The following is a 16772-nucleotide window of genomic DNA, read 5'->3' on the forward strand; positions in this document are numbered from 1 at the left end:
TACCACTTATGTGACCAAAGAGGAAGCAGCCGAAGCTCACAGCAAAGAAATAGGAGAAGATTTTATGGAGTTCCTGGGCTATAACCCACTGCAAAATTCTATTGACGTATATTTTAAAGCCGATTATATTACCTCGGGCGAAATAGACCAGATTGCCGAAGAATTAACTGCAAAGAACTTTGTAGATGAAGTGGTTTATGACAAACCTCTTATTTCCCTCCTCAACGAGAATGTCACAAAAATCAGTTTTTGGGTACTTGCCATTAGCGCGATTTTCACCTTTATCGCCGTGCTTTTAATCAACAGCTCCATAAGGCTTTCGGTATATTCAAAAAGGTTTATTATCAAGACCATGCAAATGGTAGGTGCTACAAAAAGGTTTATTAGAAAACCATTTATTCTGAAGAGCGTAAAACTGGGCATGATAGGCGCGCTTATTGCACTAATAGGTATGGCCATAGTACTTTACTATATGAACAAGAGCTTTCCAGAACTTGAACTGCTAAGCGATACAAGCATTCTGGCTGCTCTTTTCTTCGGAATCTTTCTAATGGGAGCAGTAATAACCTGGCTTAGTACCTTTTTTGCCACCCAGCGCTTCCTGAATTTAAAAACTGATGAATTGTATTATTAGTGAGTTCTAGATGATTTATAGAAGATCACGTGCATCTATAATAATCGTTTTAAGAGGAAAGTTATATTATTAGTTAGCCTCAAAAATTGCTATTTTTGACACCTTACATTTTAAGGGGTTGCAGCCAAAAAACAAAGAACCAATGAACAAGAACAAAAAGCCTTTACACAGGCAGGATCTTAATTTTGTATTCGAAAAGAAGAACTACATTGTGATGGGAATAGGCCTGGCAGTAATCGCCCTTGGATTCATTCTTATGGCCGGCGGCGGTAGTGACGACCCCAATATTTTTAATCCGGAAATCTATAGTTTTAGAAGAATAAGGCTGGCCCCAGCCCTGGTACTTCTTGGTTTCGCCATTGAAGTCTACGCGATCCTTCTCAACCCCCGAAAATAATAATGGAAATTATTGATGCTGTGTTCCTTGGAATCATCCAGGGACTTACCGAATTTTTACCTGTTTCTTCAAGTGGGCACCTCGAAATAGGAAAAGCTCTTCTGGGAAGCCAAAGCATTCCCGAAGAATCTTTAATGATCACCGTGGTACTCCACTTTGCAACCGCTCTAAGTACCATCGTAGTTTTCAGGAAAGACGTAGCCGAAATTTTCCGCGGCCTGTTCTCCTTCCGCTGGAATGACGAAACTAAATTTTCTTTAAAGATCGTCCTCTCTATGATCCCCGCAGTTTTTGTCGGGTTAATGTTTGAGGAGGAACTGGAATCTCTATTTGGCGGCAATCTCACTTTTGTAGGGTTCATGCTCTTAATAACTTCGGTGTTGTTGTGGCTGGCCGACCGGGCTAAAAATACCGGAAAGCCTGTAACCTATAAAGACAGTATCATTATAGGAGTAGCACAGGCTATCGCAATTTTACCGGGAATTTCAAGAAGTGGGGCCACCATTTCTACTTCTGTGCTGCTGGGAAATGACAAAACCAGAGCTGCGCGCTTCTCGTTCCTCATGGTAGTCCCCTTAATTTTAGGAAAAATCGCAAAAGACCTTTTGAGTGGGGACCTAACCAACACCACCATCGCACCTATACCACTACTGGCCGGATTCATCGCTGCTTTCATTGCCGGTTTTGCCGCCTGTACCTGGATGATTGCCCTGGTGCGTAAAAGCAAACTCACCTATTTTGCCATCTACTGTTTTATAGTGGGCACAATAGCAATTGGTTACCAATATTTCTATACCTGATAAATAATGACTGAAGAAGAATTCAAAACCGGACAAATCCTCTTATTTGATAAACCCCTGGAATGGACATCTTTCCAGTTGGTAAACAAAGTGAGATGGCTCATCCGGAAGAACTTCAGGATCAAAAAAATTAAGGTAGGCCACGCAGGTACTCTAGATCCATTAGCTACGGGCTTGCTCATCCTTTGCACCGGGAAATCTACCAAACTTATTGAAAATCTTCAGGGACAGGAAAAAGAATACACCGGCACCTTCACCCTGGGCGCCACTACGCCTTCCTTTGATATGGAGACTGAAGTTGATGAAACCTTCCCCATAGACCATCTCACTTCGGAAGGAATTCATGAAGCAACAAAAGCATTTTTGGGAGATATTCAGCAAAGGCCACCGGTATTTTCAGCTTTAAAGAAAGATGGAAAAAGGCTTTACGAATACGCCCGAAGCGGGGAAGAAGTGGAGATACCTACCCGTACGGTAAATATTTCAGAATTTGAGATCACTAAAATTGAGCTTCCAAAAGTACATTTTAGAGTGGTGTGCAGTAAAGGTACTTACATTCGCAGCCTTGCCTTTGATTTTGGATCCCAATTAAACACCGGGGCATACCTCTCTGCCCTGCGTCGCACCCGTATTGGAGACTATAAAGTTGAAAATGCCTTAACAGTAGATTCTTTTGTAAATGAGTATCTTTCGATGGAGGAAGAAACTTAAAAAATGGATTTTTTCGATAGACATAAGGCGCTGATCATTACCAGCCTTATCTTTTCGATTTTGATCTTGTCTATGTACAACATCAATATCTCCAACGAATCTAAAAAGATTCGGGAGACGCTTATTGAGCTAAATGAATTAAGGCCCATCCCACCTCCCGAAGAAAAACAACCCGAGCCCGAAGCGCCCAAACCTGAAGAACCTCAACGCCCGAGCCCTACCGTACAAACACACCAGGCATTCAACCAGGATCAGGAGGAAAGTCAGAATAACCTGGAGTCGAGATTGGATGAAATATTTCAGAAGAATGCCGCACAACAGGAAACTTCGGAAGCAGAGTCTGCCAAGTCGGCACAAGGAGAATTTGGGCTGAACAACAATAAAAAAGAGAAGAAAAAGAAGGCTTCAGAAGGAGATAACAGCAGTAAAGAAACATCGGTAAAGCCCGGTAGCATGAGAAATAGCTCTATTTCTTTTTCCCTGGTAGGTCGAACAGCTATAGATATTCCCAATCCAATTTACACCTGCGATACTCCCGGCAGAATTGTGGTGAACATCACCGTAAATGCTGCGGGAGACGTGGTAAAGACCTCAATAAACAAGAATGCTTCTTCCACAAGTAACGAATGCCTTACCAATATGGCTATGAGATATGCGGCAGATGCAAAATTTACCCAACTTGCCGGGAGAAATGCACAACCCGGCACTATAACCTATAATTTTCAGAATTAATGGAAGAAAAGATACGTTGCGGCTGGTGCGTGGGCGATCCACTCTATGAAGCATACCACGACCGCGAATGGGGCGTTCCCTTAAAAGATGATGCCGGCATTTTTGAATTCCTCATGTTGGAAACCTTCCAGGCGGGCTTAAGCTGGATCACTATTCTTCGGAAAAGGGAAAATTTCAGAAAGGCTTTTGACAATTTCGATTATAAAAAAATAGCCACTTATTCTGAAGCTAAACAAGCCGAGTTACTGGAGAACAGCGGCATAATCCGGCATGGCGCAAAAATTCGTGCCGCAATTACCAACGCACAGGTTTTTATGAAGGTGCAGGAGGAATTTGGAAGTTTTTCAAAATATATTTGGGGCTTTGTTGATGACATCCCTTTACAACCCGACCGGCAAACTTTAACCGCGGTTCCTGCCACCACGCCTCTTAGTGAAGCTCTAAGTAAGGATCTCAAGAAGCGGGGCTTTAAATTTGTAGGGCCCACGGTGGTCTATGCTCACATGCAGGCCACAGGTATGGTGAATGATCACATAACGCAATGCTTTAGGCACAGCGAAGTGAAAGCACCTCAATAAAGCACAGGAAAAAGAGGTTCCCAAAATGCCATTTTTGGAACCTCTTTCTGGTTTCAGCTTAGGTATTCAAGAAATACGCTGCGGGGAATTTCGGCGGCACCCAAACTTGCGAGATGGTCCGTGTACATCTGGCAGTCAATTAATCTTACGCCTTCCTTTTCAAGTTGCTGCACCAGGTGAATAAATCCGTATTTTGAGGCGTTACTGACTTTTGAAAACATGCTTTCCCCGCAAAAGATCTTTTTTTCCCTTAAGTAGACTCCGTACAGGCCACCCACGAGTTCCGTTTCCTGCCAAACTTCAACTGAAACTGCAATACCTTCCTGATGCAGGGAAAGGTAAGCCTGCTGCATTTCGGGCGTTATCCAGGTGCCGGGCTGTCCCGGCCTGTTTATTTTTGCACATTGCTCAATAACTTCTGAAAAAGCCGTATTAAAGCTCACTTTGAAAGCATTCTTTTTAAGCAGTTGCTTCATGCTTTTGGAGACCTTCAGGTTCTCGGGAAACAGCACCATTCGGGGATCGGGACTCCACCACAAGATAGGCTGATCTTCATCAAACCACGGAAAGATTCCGCGGGAATATGCTGCCAGAAGCCTTTGTGGTGATAAGTCACCGCCATAGGCCAGCAAACCTTCTGCTGTAGCCTTCTCAACTGAAGGAAAATCGTCTTGTGGTCTCAAAAATGTCAAAAACAAGGGGTCTTTTTTCAGAAGTAAAAATAAAACAAATTGACCACTCTTTTTTCCAGCATCTTCAGAAAAGAAAAAACCCCAATTCTTCAGAAAAGGGGTTTTCATTACTTATTTTATGATTCACCTAGAATGGCAAATCGTCATAATCTTCGTCGTTTAGATTATTGGCCGGTTCAAATTGATCGGCCGGTGGTACAGGAGCGCCACCCTGCTGACTTTGAGCTGCCAGGTTTTCAATTCTCCATCCCTGTATAGAGTTGAAGTATTTGGTCTCTCCCTGCGGGTTCACCCATTCGCGCCCGCGCAAATTCACCCCAATTTTTACAGGCTGCCCAACACCATAATTATTTAGAAGATCACATTTATCCTGCACAAATTCTACAAGAATATGTTGTGGGTACTGCTCTTCTGTTGTAACTACCACTTCTCTCTTTCTAAACCCGTTGCTCCCGAAGGTTTGGGTTTGTCCAATCATCTTAATTTTTCCTTGTACTTCCATATCAAACGTTTTTTGCTAATAATATTTTCCAGGCTGTTGCCGTATCGTCTTTTTCTAAATATTCTTTTGCTGTTAAATGCAGCTTTTCTTCACCGGCGCTTTTCACCAATTCTGAAAGTTGAGAATTCCCTCTCAAAAACTCCCTGACTTCTTCAGCGGTGGGAAGCCGCTCTACATTGCCCAATTTCCCAAGATCATTACCCGAGAGATATTTGCTGTTTCGAACCTCTTCGGCAATGGCATCAATCCCTATTCCTAAAGTCTGCAAAGGCTTTGGAACTTCAAACATTCCGGGCGCGGCGCGGGTGTACCAGTTACCTCCCATGCGGGCTACCAGGTCAATTTTGTGCTGGTCAATATAGCCTTTTTCATCTAAAATATCTTCCCGAATATGCATTTTTAGCACTTCACAAATCACAAGATTCCCGGCTCCTCCTTCACTTCCGGTCTCTACGATCTCATTGATCCTGCATTCAAATTGTACCGGTGATTCCTTCACCCTGAAAGGCTTTACAATGTCCGATTTCAGCATAGTAAGCCCTGCCTTTTCAAATTCGTTGACACCTTCAGCATATTCGGTACTCGACAGCGAAACCTGCTGTACCAAATCGTAATTCACCACATTGATCACTACTTCTCCCGTGGCTTTAGAATTATTATAAGTGTGCTTTACAGTATTATCTCTTCCGCGGCGTGCCGGAGAAAAAATAAGTATAGGAGGATTTGACCCAAATACATTAAAGAAACTGAAGGGCGATAAATTTGGCCTCCCTTCTTTATCGAGGGTGCTGGCAAAAGCTATGGGCCTTGGCCCTACTGCTCCCAGCAGGTACTGGTGCAATTGTGGTACGGGAACTTCTTTAGGATCTATGCTAAGCATGCTCGTGATTTTGGCAAAGGTAACGAAACCCTGAAGAGATGAAAAATTGGCTACACAATAATAAGTTACCTAAAACGATTATATTTAAACGCAATTTAAGCCCTGCCTTCATGAGGTTTTCAAACAAACGAAACTTTCGCCGCTGGTTCATTATCGTTACTTCGCTCATCATTGTTAGCCTTATTGTATGGAATGCAGTTGCCTTTTTTCAACGCATCAAGGAAGAAGAACGGGTAAAAATGAACATCTGGGCTTCGGCACAGGTTTATCTTGACCAGGTAGATACAGATACCGGCCTTGATCTTTACCTGGAGATCATCAACAGCAATTCGAGCATTCCCACAATACTGGTAGATGACAATGGCCAGATAGTAGACGCCATGAACATACCTGGCGAGATCATGGCCAGTGAAGAAGAACTTCAGCAATTCCTCGCATCGCTTAAAAGCACCAATGAGCCTATAGAAATGGATCTTGGCGAAGGCAGGGTGAACAGGGTTTACTACGGAAATTCTCCCATGCTCAACAAGCTGAAATACTACCCGCTCGCCCTTATTCTTATCATCATCCTGTTTATTGCGGTGATCTATTTTTTCTACAGAACTACAAAAAGCAGCGAACAAAACAAATTATGGGCCGGTATGGCCAAAGAGACGGCGCACCAGATTGGCACCCCGCTTTCTTCGCTCATAGGCTGGACAGAGATCCTTAAAGAAGAAAAGGTGAACCCCGATTTTATTACTGAAATTGAAAAAGATGTAGACCGCCTCAAAACCATCACCGAACGTTTTTCCAAAATTGGATCGGCACCCACTCTGGAACCGGCAAACATTGTTGAAAAAACCCGGGATTCCTTTGATTACCTTGAAGCGCGGAGTTCAAAGCTCATCAAATTTCAACTTCAGCTTCCTTCGGAAAAGATCTTGGTCAACCTGAATGCCCAGCTCTACAGCTGGACCATTGAAAACCTGGTGCGAAACGCCATAGATGCCATGAAGGGAAAAGGGGAACTGGAAATAAAGCTGAAGCAGGATTCTAAAAAAGTGTATATCCAGGTTACCGATACCGGAAAAGGAATACCCAAAAGTAAATTCAAACGCATCTTTGAACCCGGCTTCACCACCAAAAAAAGGGGCTGGGGCCTTGGCTTGTCACTCTCCAAAAGGATCATAGAAAAATATCACGGCGGCAGGATAAAAGTGCTGCGAAGCGAGATCAACAAAGGAACTACCATTGAGATCCAGCTTCACAGGGCTAAAACTGCTGCATCACCTGTCTGAGATCGGGAGGAATGGGCAGGGATTTATCTTCAGAAAAGTCGAAGAAAACGGCGATGTCCCTACCTTCGGCACAAACTTCACCTTTGTCATTCAGGATCAATTGATCGAGCGCAAAACTGCTGTTCCTGATGTAGGCCAGTTTCGTCTTTACCGTAGCCGTTCCCGGGTAAAACAGCGATTTTTTAAAATCGCAATGCGTAGAAACCAGGATGGCTCCTTTATTGGATTCTGAAAAGAGTTTGGACAGGCCGGCAGCCTCCCAAAAATTCACCCTACCCGACTGAAGGAACCTGATAAACGTGAGATTGTTCACGTGACGGTACATATCGAGATCACTGAAATCAATCCGAAGGTCCAGCGATAGTTTATATTCCGAAAACTCCACTAAATATTAGCTTTGATATCATCGGCGATTTGCTGAAATTCTTCTTCGCTCAGGGAAACGCTCTGAGCAAAATTCATATCGCTCATATTGTTTAAGGGAATAAGGTGCACATGCACGTGGGGCACTTCAAGGCCCACCACTGCCACTCCTACCCTTTTACACGGTACGGCTTTCTCAACGCCCTTAGCGACCTTGCGCGAAAAGGCCATAAGCTGCATGTAAGTTTCTTCATCAAGGTCAAAAAGTTTATTGACCTCTTCTTTTGGAATACACAAAGTGTGTCCCTTTACATTGGGCCGCACATCGAGAAAGGCCAGGAATTTATCGGTTTCTGCAACTTTGTAAGCAGGTATTTCTCCGTTGACGATCTTTGTAAAAATGCTGGGCATAGTCTTTAAATTTTAGAGGTAACAAGTTAAGATTTTCGGCATAAACCGGGGCATAAAAAAATCCTTTCCGAAGAAAGGATCCTTAAAAATGACATTTTTGACACCCCTTAGTCACGGGTGATCTCAAGAATTTCGAATTTCATTGTCCCCGAAGGCACCTGTACTTCAGCGATCTCACCTACTTTTTTTCCCAAAAGGCCTTTCCCGATAGGACTATCTACAGAGATCTTTCCTGCTTTAAGATCGGCTTCACTTTGCGCTACCAGTTTGTATTTTACTTCAGCACAGTTAGTCACGTTTTTGATTTTCACGGTTGAATGTACCAGGGCTTTAGACGTGTCGAGTTGCGACTCATCAATTAACCTTGCGTTGGCATATATCTCTTCCAGTTTTGCAATTTTCAATTCAAGTAAACCCTGGGCCTCCTTTGCAGCATCATACTCGGCATTCTCACTAAGATCACCTTTATCACGCGCTTCGGCAATTGCCTGTGAAGCTTTTGGCCGCTCAACATCCTTTAATTGATTGAGTTCATCTCTAAGTTTTTTAAGGCCATCTGCACTATAATATGATACTTTACTCATAACTTCGTCGTTTATATAAATAGAAAAAATCCCATTCGCCGACGGGATTTTAAACAAATATAGTAAATTAAAATATCCAGTACAATTATAATCCGGCAGCTTTTAAAAACCCAAATATGAAGCGAATTTTAATGCTTTTATCCTTATCTATCACCCTTTTAGGATGTTCTTCTGATGATGAGATACGTCAAAATCCTTACCTGCCCCACCTGAATTTTTCAGTGCAGTTTGACCTTAACCTTCCTGAGTATAATCAGCTGAATTTTTCCGGAAATAAATTTATAACCCGCAACTACGGCATTAACGGAATTGTTATTTACAACCTCAACAACGACCAGTATTTTGCGTATGAACTTACCGACCCTAACCATATCCCTCAAGCCTGTTCTGCCTTAACTGTAAACGGAACAGCAGCTTCATGTACCTGTGGAGATGGAAATGTTTACAACATCATTACGGGAGAGCAAACTGCAGGTACGGGAGAATATATGCTGCAGCCATATCGGGCAGAAAAGAGGGGGAATGTGATACAGATCTCAAATTAAAAGGCATAAAAAAAAGGCTCTTTTGAGAGGTCTCAAAAAAGCCTTTTTTGAAGGTTATATTTTAGAACCTCAAAGTCACCCCCGCCAGGAAATTGCGGGTAGCCTGTGGGTAGTATCCTACACCATCGTAGGTAATCCCATCCCAATCGTAAGTGTAGTAATACCCGTTTGACACGTATTCTTCACTAAAGATGTTGTTGATCAAACCTGTAAAGACTATTTCTTTAAAGAGAGGAGCATTGCTCCAGGTGTACTGCAGGTTAATGTCATTTACAAAATAACTTTCGAGCAAAGATGTTTCATTTTCGAGGTTGCTCATATACTGCCCTCCCACGTATTTTGAAAGGAATTTGATCTCAAGTCCTTCTACAGGTCGGTATTCCAGAATGTTTCCGGCAATGATCCCGGGAGAATAAGAGATGTCTGTTTTTCCGAAGCTGCGCAGTTCCCCGTCCCATGAAGCGAACCATTCATCATTTTTATTCCGGCTAATGGCCACATTTGGTCGCCAACTGAACTTGGGATGCAACCTCACCACGGCATCCAATTCCAGACCCAGCCTGTAGCTGTTCCCACTATTTCTTCTAATTGGCGCACCCACATCATTTAGTTCTCCTGTAAGTACCAGCTGGTTGCGGTAATCCATATAGTAAAGATTGGAATTCAGCTGAAAGTTACTTGTCGCAAATCTCCATCCCAGCTCATAATCATTTAACTCTTCAGGTTCGGGGTTGCCCGCTTCATAATCGGATCGGTTAGGCTCTCTATGTGCCCTGGCAAACGAAAAGTAAAGTCGGCTGGCTTCCGAAAATTCGTAGGTCAATCCGGCTTTTGGATTAAAAAAGGTATGGCTGTCATCAACTATGAAAGGCGCGTTTTCCTCTTCAAAACCATTGACCTCATAATTGATCTTTCTTAGCTGCAGGTCTCCGTAAAGTGCAAGATTATCCCTAAGGGCATAAGTTACTTTTCCGAAGAGATTAAAGTCACTTTTTTCAGCATCATTCTCATAGTACCTGTGCAAAGGCAGGCTGGGCGCAAAGCGGGTGAAGATCACCTCTCCAAAATGGTCTCCTTCATAGTTGTTCCAGGCGCCACCGGCAATAACTTCAAGGTTTTCATTCTCGTACTGCACATTAAATGTTGTGCCATAAAAATCATTTACCAGCCATTTTTTGGTAACCAGATCACTTTGAGTAATCTCTTCCCCATTTGCGGTGAATGGTTCCAGATTATAGGCCTCCAGGTCTTCTTCTGCGCGATAAGATTCGTAGAAACCTCTCCCGTAGGTGTAGTGGAGCGCAATATTTGAAGACCAGCCATTGCCGTAGCGCTCATTCCAGAGCAGCTGGAAATGATCCTGCTTATAATCATCTATGTGATTGTCGTAAAAACGAAGATTACCTTGATCATCTTCATAGGCCCCTGCTGGGTTAAAACGCCTGTCTTCTTTTAATTGATCTGCGTCAATCCCATCCCAGGCCTGGTAAGTAACTTCACTCCCTCCAAAGGTAAGGGCTTTTACAAGGGTGGTTTCCCCAATATAAGACCCCTGAAAAAAGTAAGATTTAAGATCGGTTGAAGCCCGGTCTATATAGCCGTCGCTCTTTATTACTGAAGCCCTTCCATTGAATTCCCAGTGATCGTCAAAAATGCCTGTGCTAAATTTCACTGTGTGTTTTCGGGTATTGTATGAACCAAAACTATTGGCGATCTCGGCCGAAGGTTCATAGTTATACCTGTCGGTAAGTATGTTCAAACTGGCACCAAAAGCCCCGGCCCCGTTTGTAGAGGTTCCCACCCCGCGCTGCAGCTGCAGGTCTTCTACAGAAGAGGCAAAATCTCCCAGATTTACCCAAAAGGTCCCCTGGCTTTCGGCATCATTATAGGGAATACCATTTATAGTAACATTGATTCCGCGGGCCTCGGTACCCCTCACACGAATGCTGCTGTAGCCAATACCGGCACCGGCATCACTGGTAGTGACCACTCCCGGCATGTACTGCATAAGGCTGGGAATATCCTGGCCCAGGTTACGATCTTCTATCTCCTCATTAGATAAATTGCTGTAAGTGATGGGTGACGCGGCACTCACCCGCACTGCCGATAAAAACACCTCATCGAGGAGCTCTTCGGCATCACTCATATCTACATTCAGCACTATATCTTCGGAAAGATCTATGCGCACCCGTTTTTTATTTCCGAAGGAAAAAATGAGATGATGTACACCTTCATCAAGAGTAAAAGAATACTTCCCTCCTGCTGAAGTCTGGGTGAATTGCGAAGAGCCTTCTACTCTCACAATGGCACCTTCAAGCGGTTTATCACCACTTGTCACTGTACCCGACACCCGTAATTCTTGTGAAAAGCCGCTTACTGCGACAAGAAAAAAACTGAAGATTAAGAAAACATGTTTCATTCGTAAAAAATTGGTTACGAATAAAAGGGGCTGTTATTCTTGTTGTTATAAAATAAAAAATCCTGAAAACCACTATTGGTTGACAGGAGTATAATACTTGCGCGGTGCACTTTGCACCTATCCCTTGGCAGCATTACCTGCCCAGGTTCCTTGGGTATAATCTCAGCTTCCTCCTGCTTCCGCAGGACTTAGCACCCCTTTGAGACGCGGCAAAGGTAAATGCTTTTTTTCGATTTAACCTAATTTTTGAAGGTTTAGCACAGAAAGCTTTTAATTTTACACTTTCAAAGAAATCATGGCAAAAAAAAAGGCATCTATAACTTTCACCGTCTTTGCCGGTTATATCATTCTGGCCTCTCTCATGGGACTGGCGGTGTGGTTTATTTATAACCAGGTGACCGGTTATACCAGTTTAACTGAAAGGAGTAATGCCGGAAACCAAAAGCTGCTTTTGGTGGGAGAGGCCGCTACCAAGCTGTATGAGGCCGAAAGTCTTAGCAGGAAGCTCATTCAAAGTGCTAACCTGGAAGGCCTTGATACCTACAATGCCAAAATTGATTCTATTAAATTCACCCTCGCCTCGCTGCAGAATTTTAGAACTGACAGTTCTCTGGACAGGGAAATTGACAGCATAAACACGCTGCTTAGCCAAAAGAGCGAAAACCTCGAAGAACTGCTGGAGCTTAGAGCCCGCGGAGAAACCGACAGCTATTACGCCAGGGTACTTTCAGAATTACAGCGGGTAGATGAGAATTTTGAAAGCCGAAATTACGACCAGCGTTTTAAAGACCTGCAGCCGCACCAGCGGCAATTACTTATAAAGCTGCTGCAGTACTCAAATGAGCAGAGCCCAAAACCTCCAGGGATCACCATAGATTCCCTGGTCAATTCAGTAAAAAGCGTACTGGGCCAGCTGGAAACACAGGAGCGGCGCTACCGGCAGGAACTGGAAAATAAAGAAGACCAGTTACTGGCCAATGAGATACAGCTCAACAACAGGTTACGCACCTTGTTAAGTACTTTAGAGACTGAAGAAAGAATGGCGTCTATGGACCAGGTAGAGGCCTGGCAAAATACCGTAGAAGACACTTCCAGGATCATCCTCTTCCTGGCAATTGCAAGTCTGCTGGTAATTTTAACCTTCGTGTTCCTGGTAGTGAAAGACGTTTCTAAGAGTCAGCAGTACAGGCAGGAGCTGGAGGCTGCAAAGACTTATGCGGAATCGCTACTCTCCAGCCGCGAACAATTTATGAACACGGTTACACACGACTTAAGGTCGCCCCTGAACACCATCATTGGATATACAGGTTTACTCGAAAAAAGTGAGCTCAACAAATCCCAGAACAGGTACCTGCGACAGCTTAAACGATCATCAGATTACCTGCTGCGACTTGTGAACGACCTGCTGGACCTGTCGCGGCTTGAAGCGGGAAAAATGTCTATTGATACCCTGGCTTTTAATCCGAAAAACCTGATTGAAGAAACCGTAGAAAACGCTGTTCCCCCTGAAAAGCCACGGGATGTGGAAGTTCTGGTAGAAATAGCACCCGAACTGGACAGGCCGGTAATTACAGACCCATTCAGAATTAAACAAATACTTACAAACCTGGTAAACAACGCCTGCAAGTTTACACCGCAGGGCAGCGTGCAGGTAAAAGCCGGACTGGAGCAGGAGAAAAATCATCCCATATTGTTCATTGAAGTGAAAGACACAGGAATAGGGATTTCAAAAGAACAGAAAGAGAAGGTTTTTGAAGAATTTTCACAGGAAGATAGCAGCATAGAAAAGCGCTACGGCGGCACCGGACTCGGCTTGTCTATAAGCAAGAAACTCACCGATCTTTTAGGCGGAAAAATAAGCCTGGAAAGTGAACCCGGAAAAGGCAGCACCTTTTTAATTAGGATCCCGGTAGAATATGCTGCCACTAATGAACAGCCTGCAGCCCCCCGGAACCTGCCGATAGTAGATCCCGAAAAGATCTCTGTGCTCATTGTAGATGATGAACCGGCTCAACTGGGATTGCTAAAAGAATTGATACGCAATGCAGGTATGTCTTATCGCACTGCACACAACGGGAAAGAGGCTTTAAAAGAAGTAAAGGCCTTCCCGCCACACCTGGTACTTACAGATATTCAAATGCCAAAAATGGACGGTTTTGAACTGCTCCGAAAAATCAGGAAAGAACCTAAATTGCAAGACCTCCCGGTGATTGCCCTCTCAGGCAGGCCAGACGTTAGTGCAGCAGACTATCTAAAAAGGGGATTTAGCGGCAGTCTTTTTAAGCCTTATTCTCCGGGTGAATTACTGGATCTTATTGGCGACCTGCTGGACCTACAATTAAAAACCCTGCCTCCGGCTACAACCACTTCAACCCAGCCACAAAAGAACTATACCTTAACCGAGATCAGGAACTTTGCAGGAGAAGATCCTGAAGCTATGGATGCCATTTTAAACGCATTTATTGAAAGCACCAGGTCTAACCTGGTCTTACTGCAAATGGCCCATCAAAAAGGGCAAAAAGAGAAGGTCTCTGCCGTAGCGCATAAGATGTTGCCTATGTTCAGGCAGCTGCAGGTGCCACATTTGATACAGAAACTTGTGATTTTAGAAAATGCCAGTGGTACAGAAACAGAAAGCATCGATGTGCCTTCTCTGGCACAAGAGGTGAATAAGCTTCTGGAAAACCTTCAGGAAGAGATTACAGGTTAATACCGTATTGCTTCAGTTTATTATAGAGCGTTTTCCTGTCAATTGACAGCAATTTTGCAGCCTTACTTTTATTACCCCGGGTCTTTTCAAGCGCATCCAGGATCATTTCCTGCTCATTCTTGTTTTTGAAGAGGCTGTAATCCTGTTCTTCAGGCTCCTCTTTGGCCGCAAGCACTTCGGTAGGTAAACAACTGGAAGAAATATACTCTCCTGTTGAAAGTAAAACAGCTCGTTTTACAACATTTTTGAGCTCCCTGAGATTTCCGGGCCAATTATACCTTTTAAATGCAGCAATACTCTTTTCAGAAAAACCTGAAATATCTTTTTCCAGTTCTTCGTTGGCACTGTCAAGAAAGTAATTGGCAAACACCATAAGGTCTTCTTTCCTGTCTTTTAAAGAAGGGACTTTAATAGAAAATTCGTTGAGTCGGTGGTAAAGGTCTTCTCTAAAATCGCCTTTTTTGACAGCTTCTGAAAGATCTTCATTGGTAGCCGCAATCACCCTTATGTTCACATGGATCTCTTCATTACTGCCCACGGGTTTTACCTTGCGTTCCTGCAAAGCGCGCAACAACTGCACCTGTAATTCGTAACTGAGGTTCCCAATTTCATCCAGGAAAAGCGTCCCGCCGTTGGCAGCTTCAAAATGCCCGGTCTTATTATTTACCGCTCCCGTAAAAGAGCCTTTTACATGCCCGAAAAATTCACTGGAAGCCAGTTCGCGCGGAATGGCTCCACAATCTACCGCAACAAATGGCGCTGCATTTCGCTTGCTTTTCTGGTGGATACTTTTCGCGATCTGTTCCTTTCCCGTCCCACTTTCGCCCATAATGAGCACAGACATATTGGTAGGCGCAACAAGATCTATATAGTTATTAAGCTTGGATGAAGCCTCGCTCCCACCTTTAATGTAGGTATCCTGAGGTGCAGAGGTTTCAGGTTTTTTGGGAGAGGCCACTTTAGGAACAGTGGGATTCTTTACAGCTGCCTCAATCGCATTCATGATCACCTCGGGATGAAATGGCTTGGCTATGTAGTCTAATGCTCCTTCTTTAATTGCATTTACAGCCATACTAATTTCGGCATAGCTCGTCATCATAATGACCCCCGTATTTTCTCCTTTTTGATTTACAGCCTGCAGGATCTCGAGCCCCTCCTTATCGGGGAGACGCACATCTGAAATCACCAGGTCGTATTTATTTTTAGCAACCAGGTTAAGGGCTTCAGTTGCAGTGTACACGGCATCAACTTCACATTCCTTTTTTACCAGGAAAGTCTTGAGCATAGTACAGAATGCTACATCATCTTCAACTAAGAGAATTTTAGTCATTGGTATTTTTAAATAGTAACAAAATTACAGTTTTCCCACCCCTCAAGACCAAAAATAAACATAAAAAAGAGAGCTACAATCATAGCCCTCTTTTTTGAACATTCTCCATTTTTCAAATCTCCTCTGTTGGCTTTATACCACACCAGAAGGTTGGCGGTTCCGGGGTAGCAATTACTCAGGTAATACATCTTCCGCGGGAGATCTGCCACCAGGAGTCGGTTTCTCCTTTAGTTTAGTGGTAGCGATCAGATTACTGCTCTGAACAGTTCCTTGATTACTTTTTGTCCTTTTCTATCCAGTTACCTTCGGCATCGGCATAAAGCTCTTGCTCCTCACCATCGGCAGTGGTCAATTTCAGCTTAAATTTTTGTGCCCCTTCGTGTTCTTTCACATAGGCTTCAGCAATAGTGGCCCCCGCATAGTCACGTTCTACAGCTTGCTGTACAGCAGCAGGCAGTTCCTGAACTTCAATTTGTGTAAAATCATCCTGGGCTCTTTGAACCACTGTTTCTTCTACCTCAACCTGCGTTTGAGCTACTTCCTGGGCTGTAAGATTTTGAGCTGAAAATAACATTGCAGATGCAGCGAATACTGTAAGACATACCTTTTTCATAGTTTAAGTTTTTTTGGGTTTAATGTTTTAGTTTTAGTCTGATAAGTCTAAAGGGAAAACCGGGCCATACTGGGACATGAACAACAAAACCCCTGTGTCACAGGGGTTTTGGCTATTTTTAGTGAAGTAAAGGAGGTGCGGTAATTTAGATTTTTCCCCACCCAATTGTAGAAATATTCCTCATTTCAATCTTTTAAAGGATTTTTACGGGTAGCCTTCTTTTCTGAAAGTTTCTTTTTCTCTCTTAGCCGCTTCAGTTTTGCTGCTTTTGGTGTTTTGGTCTTCTTCCGGACCTTCGGTTTTACAATAGCCTGTTTAATTAGTTCCAGAAACCTTTGGGTAACGATCTCCTTATTTTTATGCTGACTTCGTGATTCATCGCACTGCAAGATCAACTCTCCCGAATTTGTAAGCCGGGATGACAATTTCTTCAATGCGCGCTGCTTTTCTTCTTCTGAAAGTCCTGCGGTCTCCTCCAGCCTAAAATGCAGCTCGACTTTTGAGGAGACCTTGTTCACATTCTGGCCCCCTGCACCCGAACTTCTTACGGCCTTATAGTCAGCTTCCTGTATGAGTTGTTGTTCATCCAAC

The 16772-nt window shown here is 43.6% G+C and carries 19 protein-coding genes; 9 read left to right on the forward strand and 10 right to left on the reverse strand.

Going from position 1 to position 16772, the window contains the following annotated elements:
- The 6 genes from OQ279_RS16365 to OQ279_RS16390 form a co-directional block, all read left to right on the forward strand.
- On the forward strand, positions 1–634 hold a 634-nt coding region (locus tag OQ279_RS16365; RefSeq protein ID WP_266071128.1), incomplete at its 5' end, for a cell division protein FtsX.
- Positions 635–776: 142 nt separating this feature from the next.
- On the forward strand, positions 777–1031 hold the full coding sequence (locus OQ279_RS16370; RefSeq protein ID WP_266071129.1) for a DUF3098 domain-containing protein: 255 nt from the start codon (positions 777–779) through the stop codon (positions 1029–1031).
- A gap of 2 nt (positions 1032–1033) precedes the next feature.
- A complete protein-coding gene (locus OQ279_RS16375; RefSeq protein WP_266071130.1) occupies positions 1034–1831 on the forward strand; it encodes an undecaprenyl-diphosphate phosphatase in 798 nt (265 codons plus the stop codon).
- 6 nt (positions 1832–1837) lie between these two features.
- Positions 1838–2542, forward strand: coding sequence for a tRNA pseudouridine(55) synthase TruB (truB, locus tag OQ279_RS16380; protein ID WP_266071131.1), 705 nt, complete (start codon positions 1838–1840; stop codon positions 2540–2542).
- 3 nt (positions 2543–2545) lie between these two features.
- Positions 2546–3274, forward strand: a complete 729-nt coding sequence (locus OQ279_RS16385; protein ID WP_266071132.1) for a hypothetical protein — start codon at positions 2546–2548, stop codon at positions 3272–3274.
- A complete protein-coding gene (locus OQ279_RS16390) occupies positions 3274–3852 on the forward strand; it encodes a DNA-3-methyladenine glycosylase I (protein ID WP_266071133.1) in 579 nt (192 codons plus the stop codon). The genes OQ279_RS16385 and OQ279_RS16390 overlap by 1 nt, the downstream gene beginning before the upstream one ends.
- Before the next feature lie 53 nt (positions 3853–3905).
- On the opposite strand, the gene aat is transcribed toward OQ279_RS16390, so the two are convergent.
- The 3 genes from aat to OQ279_RS16405 form a co-directional block, all read right to left on the reverse strand.
- Entirely contained in the window at positions 3906–4544 is a 639-nt protein-coding gene (aat, locus tag OQ279_RS16395) for a leucyl/phenylalanyl-tRNA--protein transferase (RefSeq protein ID WP_266071134.1), read from the reverse strand.
- A gap of 127 nt (positions 4545–4671) precedes the next feature.
- Positions 4672–5046 (reverse strand): DUF3127 domain-containing protein, encoded by a 375-nt coding sequence (locus tag OQ279_RS16400; RefSeq protein ID WP_266071135.1) that lies wholly within the window; start codon positions 5044–5046, stop codon positions 4672–4674.
- A gap of 1 nt (position 5047) precedes the next feature.
- Positions 5048–5926 (reverse strand): flavin reductase family protein, encoded by an 879-nt coding sequence (locus tag OQ279_RS16405; RefSeq protein WP_266071136.1) that lies wholly within the window; start codon positions 5924–5926, stop codon positions 5048–5050.
- A gap of 110 nt (positions 5927–6036) precedes the next feature.
- On the opposite strand from OQ279_RS16405, the gene OQ279_RS16410 reads away from it, so the two are divergent.
- Positions 6037–7206 carry a sensor histidine kinase gene (locus OQ279_RS16410; RefSeq protein WP_266071137.1) on the forward strand — a complete coding sequence of 390 codons (1170 nt, stop codon included), beginning with the start codon at positions 6037–6039 and terminating at the stop codon, positions 7204–7206.
- Here the strand turns inward: OQ279_RS16410 and OQ279_RS16415 are convergent.
- The 3 genes from OQ279_RS16415 to greA form a co-directional block, all read right to left on the reverse strand.
- On the reverse strand, positions 7181–7591 hold the full coding sequence (locus OQ279_RS16415; RefSeq protein ID WP_266071138.1) for an acyl-CoA thioesterase: 411 nt from the start codon (positions 7589–7591) through the stop codon (positions 7181–7183). The genes OQ279_RS16410 and OQ279_RS16415 overlap by 26 nt on opposite strands.
- On the reverse strand, positions 7591–7980 hold the full coding sequence (locus OQ279_RS16420; protein WP_266071139.1) for an HIT family protein: 390 nt from the start codon (positions 7978–7980) through the stop codon (positions 7591–7593). The genes OQ279_RS16415 and OQ279_RS16420 overlap by 1 nt, the downstream gene beginning before the upstream one ends.
- A gap of 107 nt (positions 7981–8087) precedes the next feature.
- On the reverse strand, positions 8088–8564 hold the full coding sequence (gene greA / locus OQ279_RS16425; protein WP_266071141.1) for a transcription elongation factor GreA: 477 nt from the start codon (positions 8562–8564) through the stop codon (positions 8088–8090).
- 116 nt (positions 8565–8680) lie between these two features.
- Between greA and OQ279_RS16430 the strand changes: the two genes are divergently transcribed.
- Positions 8681–9109: a hypothetical protein gene (locus OQ279_RS16430; RefSeq protein ID WP_266071142.1), complete on the forward strand. Its 429-nt coding sequence runs from the start codon at positions 8681–8683 to the stop codon at positions 9107–9109.
- A gap of 61 nt (positions 9110–9170) precedes the next feature.
- On the opposite strand, the gene OQ279_RS16435 is transcribed toward OQ279_RS16430, so the two are convergent.
- On the reverse strand, positions 9171–11528 hold the full coding sequence (locus tag OQ279_RS16435; RefSeq protein WP_266071143.1) for a TonB-dependent receptor: 2358 nt from the start codon (positions 11526–11528) through the stop codon (positions 9171–9173).
- Between the two features lie 295 nt (positions 11529–11823).
- Here OQ279_RS16435 and OQ279_RS16440 point away from each other — a divergent pair, with 295 nt between their 5' ends.
- Entirely contained in the window at positions 11824–14238 is a 2415-nt protein-coding gene (locus OQ279_RS16440; RefSeq protein ID WP_266071145.1) for a hybrid sensor histidine kinase/response regulator, read from the forward strand.
- Here the strand turns inward: OQ279_RS16440 and OQ279_RS16445 are convergent.
- The 3 genes from OQ279_RS16445 to arfB all read right to left on the reverse strand — a co-directional run bounded on the left by OQ279_RS16445 (position 14228) and on the right by arfB (position 16771).
- The gene (locus OQ279_RS16445) at positions 14228–15568 is read right to left on the reverse strand and encodes a sigma-54-dependent transcriptional regulator (RefSeq protein ID WP_266071146.1); all 1341 of its coding nucleotides are present in this window, start codon (positions 15566–15568) and stop codon (positions 14228–14230) included. The two genes, OQ279_RS16440 and OQ279_RS16445, sit on opposite strands and share 11 nt — an antisense overlap.
- Positions 15569–15842: 274 nt before the next feature.
- Positions 15843–16181 carry a hypothetical protein gene (locus OQ279_RS16450; RefSeq protein WP_266071147.1) on the reverse strand — a complete coding sequence of 113 codons (339 nt, stop codon included), beginning with the start codon at positions 16179–16181 and terminating at the stop codon, positions 15843–15845.
- A 185-nt stretch (positions 16182–16366) separates the two neighbouring features.
- A complete protein-coding gene (gene arfB, locus OQ279_RS16455) occupies positions 16367–16771 on the reverse strand; it encodes an alternative ribosome rescue aminoacyl-tRNA hydrolase ArfB (protein ID WP_266071148.1) in 405 nt (134 codons plus the stop codon).
- Between the last annotated feature and the right edge of the window lies 1 nt (position 16772).

It is taken from the genome of Salinimicrobium profundisediminis (assembly GCF_026241755.1).
In the GTDB taxonomy this organism is placed as follows: domain Bacteria; phylum Bacteroidota; class Bacteroidia; order Flavobacteriales; family Flavobacteriaceae; genus Salinimicrobium; species Salinimicrobium profundisediminis.

Excerpts from the sequence above, each read along its gene's own strand:
- OQ279_RS16450 (WP_266071147.1), bottom strand. The coding sequence starts at position 16,181 with ATGAAAAAGGTATGTCTTACAGTATTCGCTGCATCTGCAATGTTATTT.
- OQ279_RS16445 (WP_266071146.1), bottom strand. The coding sequence starts at position 15,568 with ATGACTAAAATTCTCTTAGTTGAAGATGATGTAGCATTCTGTACTATG.
- OQ279_RS16370 (WP_266071129.1), top strand. The coding sequence starts at position 777 with ATGAACAAGAACAAAAAGCCTTTACACAGGCAGGATCTTAATTTTGTA.
- OQ279_RS16420 (WP_266071139.1), bottom strand. The coding sequence starts at position 7,980 with ATGCCCAGCATTTTTACAAAGATCGTCAACGGAGAAATACCTGCTTAC.
- OQ279_RS16435 (WP_266071143.1), bottom strand. The coding sequence starts at position 11,528 with ATGAAACATGTTTTCTTAATCTTCAGTTTTTTTCTTGTCGCAGTAAGC.
- OQ279_RS16410 (WP_266071137.1), top strand. The coding sequence starts at position 6,037 with ATGAGGTTTTCAAACAAACGAAACTTTCGCCGCTGGTTCATTATCGTT.
- OQ279_RS16440 (WP_266071145.1), top strand. The coding sequence starts at position 11,824 with ATGGCAAAAAAAAAGGCATCTATAACTTTCACCGTCTTTGCCGGTTAT.
- OQ279_RS16400 (WP_266071135.1), bottom strand. The coding sequence starts at position 5,046 with ATGGAAGTACAAGGAAAAATTAAGATGATTGGACAAACCCAAACCTTC.
- OQ279_RS16405 (WP_266071136.1), bottom strand. The coding sequence starts at position 5,926 with ATGCTTAGCATAGATCCTAAAGAAGTTCCCGTACCACAATTGCACCAG.
- OQ279_RS16375 (WP_266071130.1), top strand. The coding sequence starts at position 1,034 with ATGGAAATTATTGATGCTGTGTTCCTTGGAATCATCCAGGGACTTACC.
- OQ279_RS16385 (WP_266071132.1), top strand. The coding sequence starts at position 2,546 with ATGGATTTTTTCGATAGACATAAGGCGCTGATCATTACCAGCCTTATC.
- truB (WP_266071131.1), top strand. The coding sequence starts at position 1,838 with ATGACTGAAGAAGAATTCAAAACCGGACAAATCCTCTTATTTGATAAA.
- OQ279_RS16390 (WP_266071133.1), top strand. The coding sequence starts at position 3,274 with ATGGAAGAAAAGATACGTTGCGGCTGGTGCGTGGGCGATCCACTCTAT.
- greA (WP_266071141.1), bottom strand. The coding sequence starts at position 8,564 with ATGAGTAAAGTATCATATTATAGTGCAGATGGCCTTAAAAAACTTAGA.
- OQ279_RS16430 (WP_266071142.1), top strand. The coding sequence starts at position 8,681 with ATGAAGCGAATTTTAATGCTTTTATCCTTATCTATCACCCTTTTAGGA.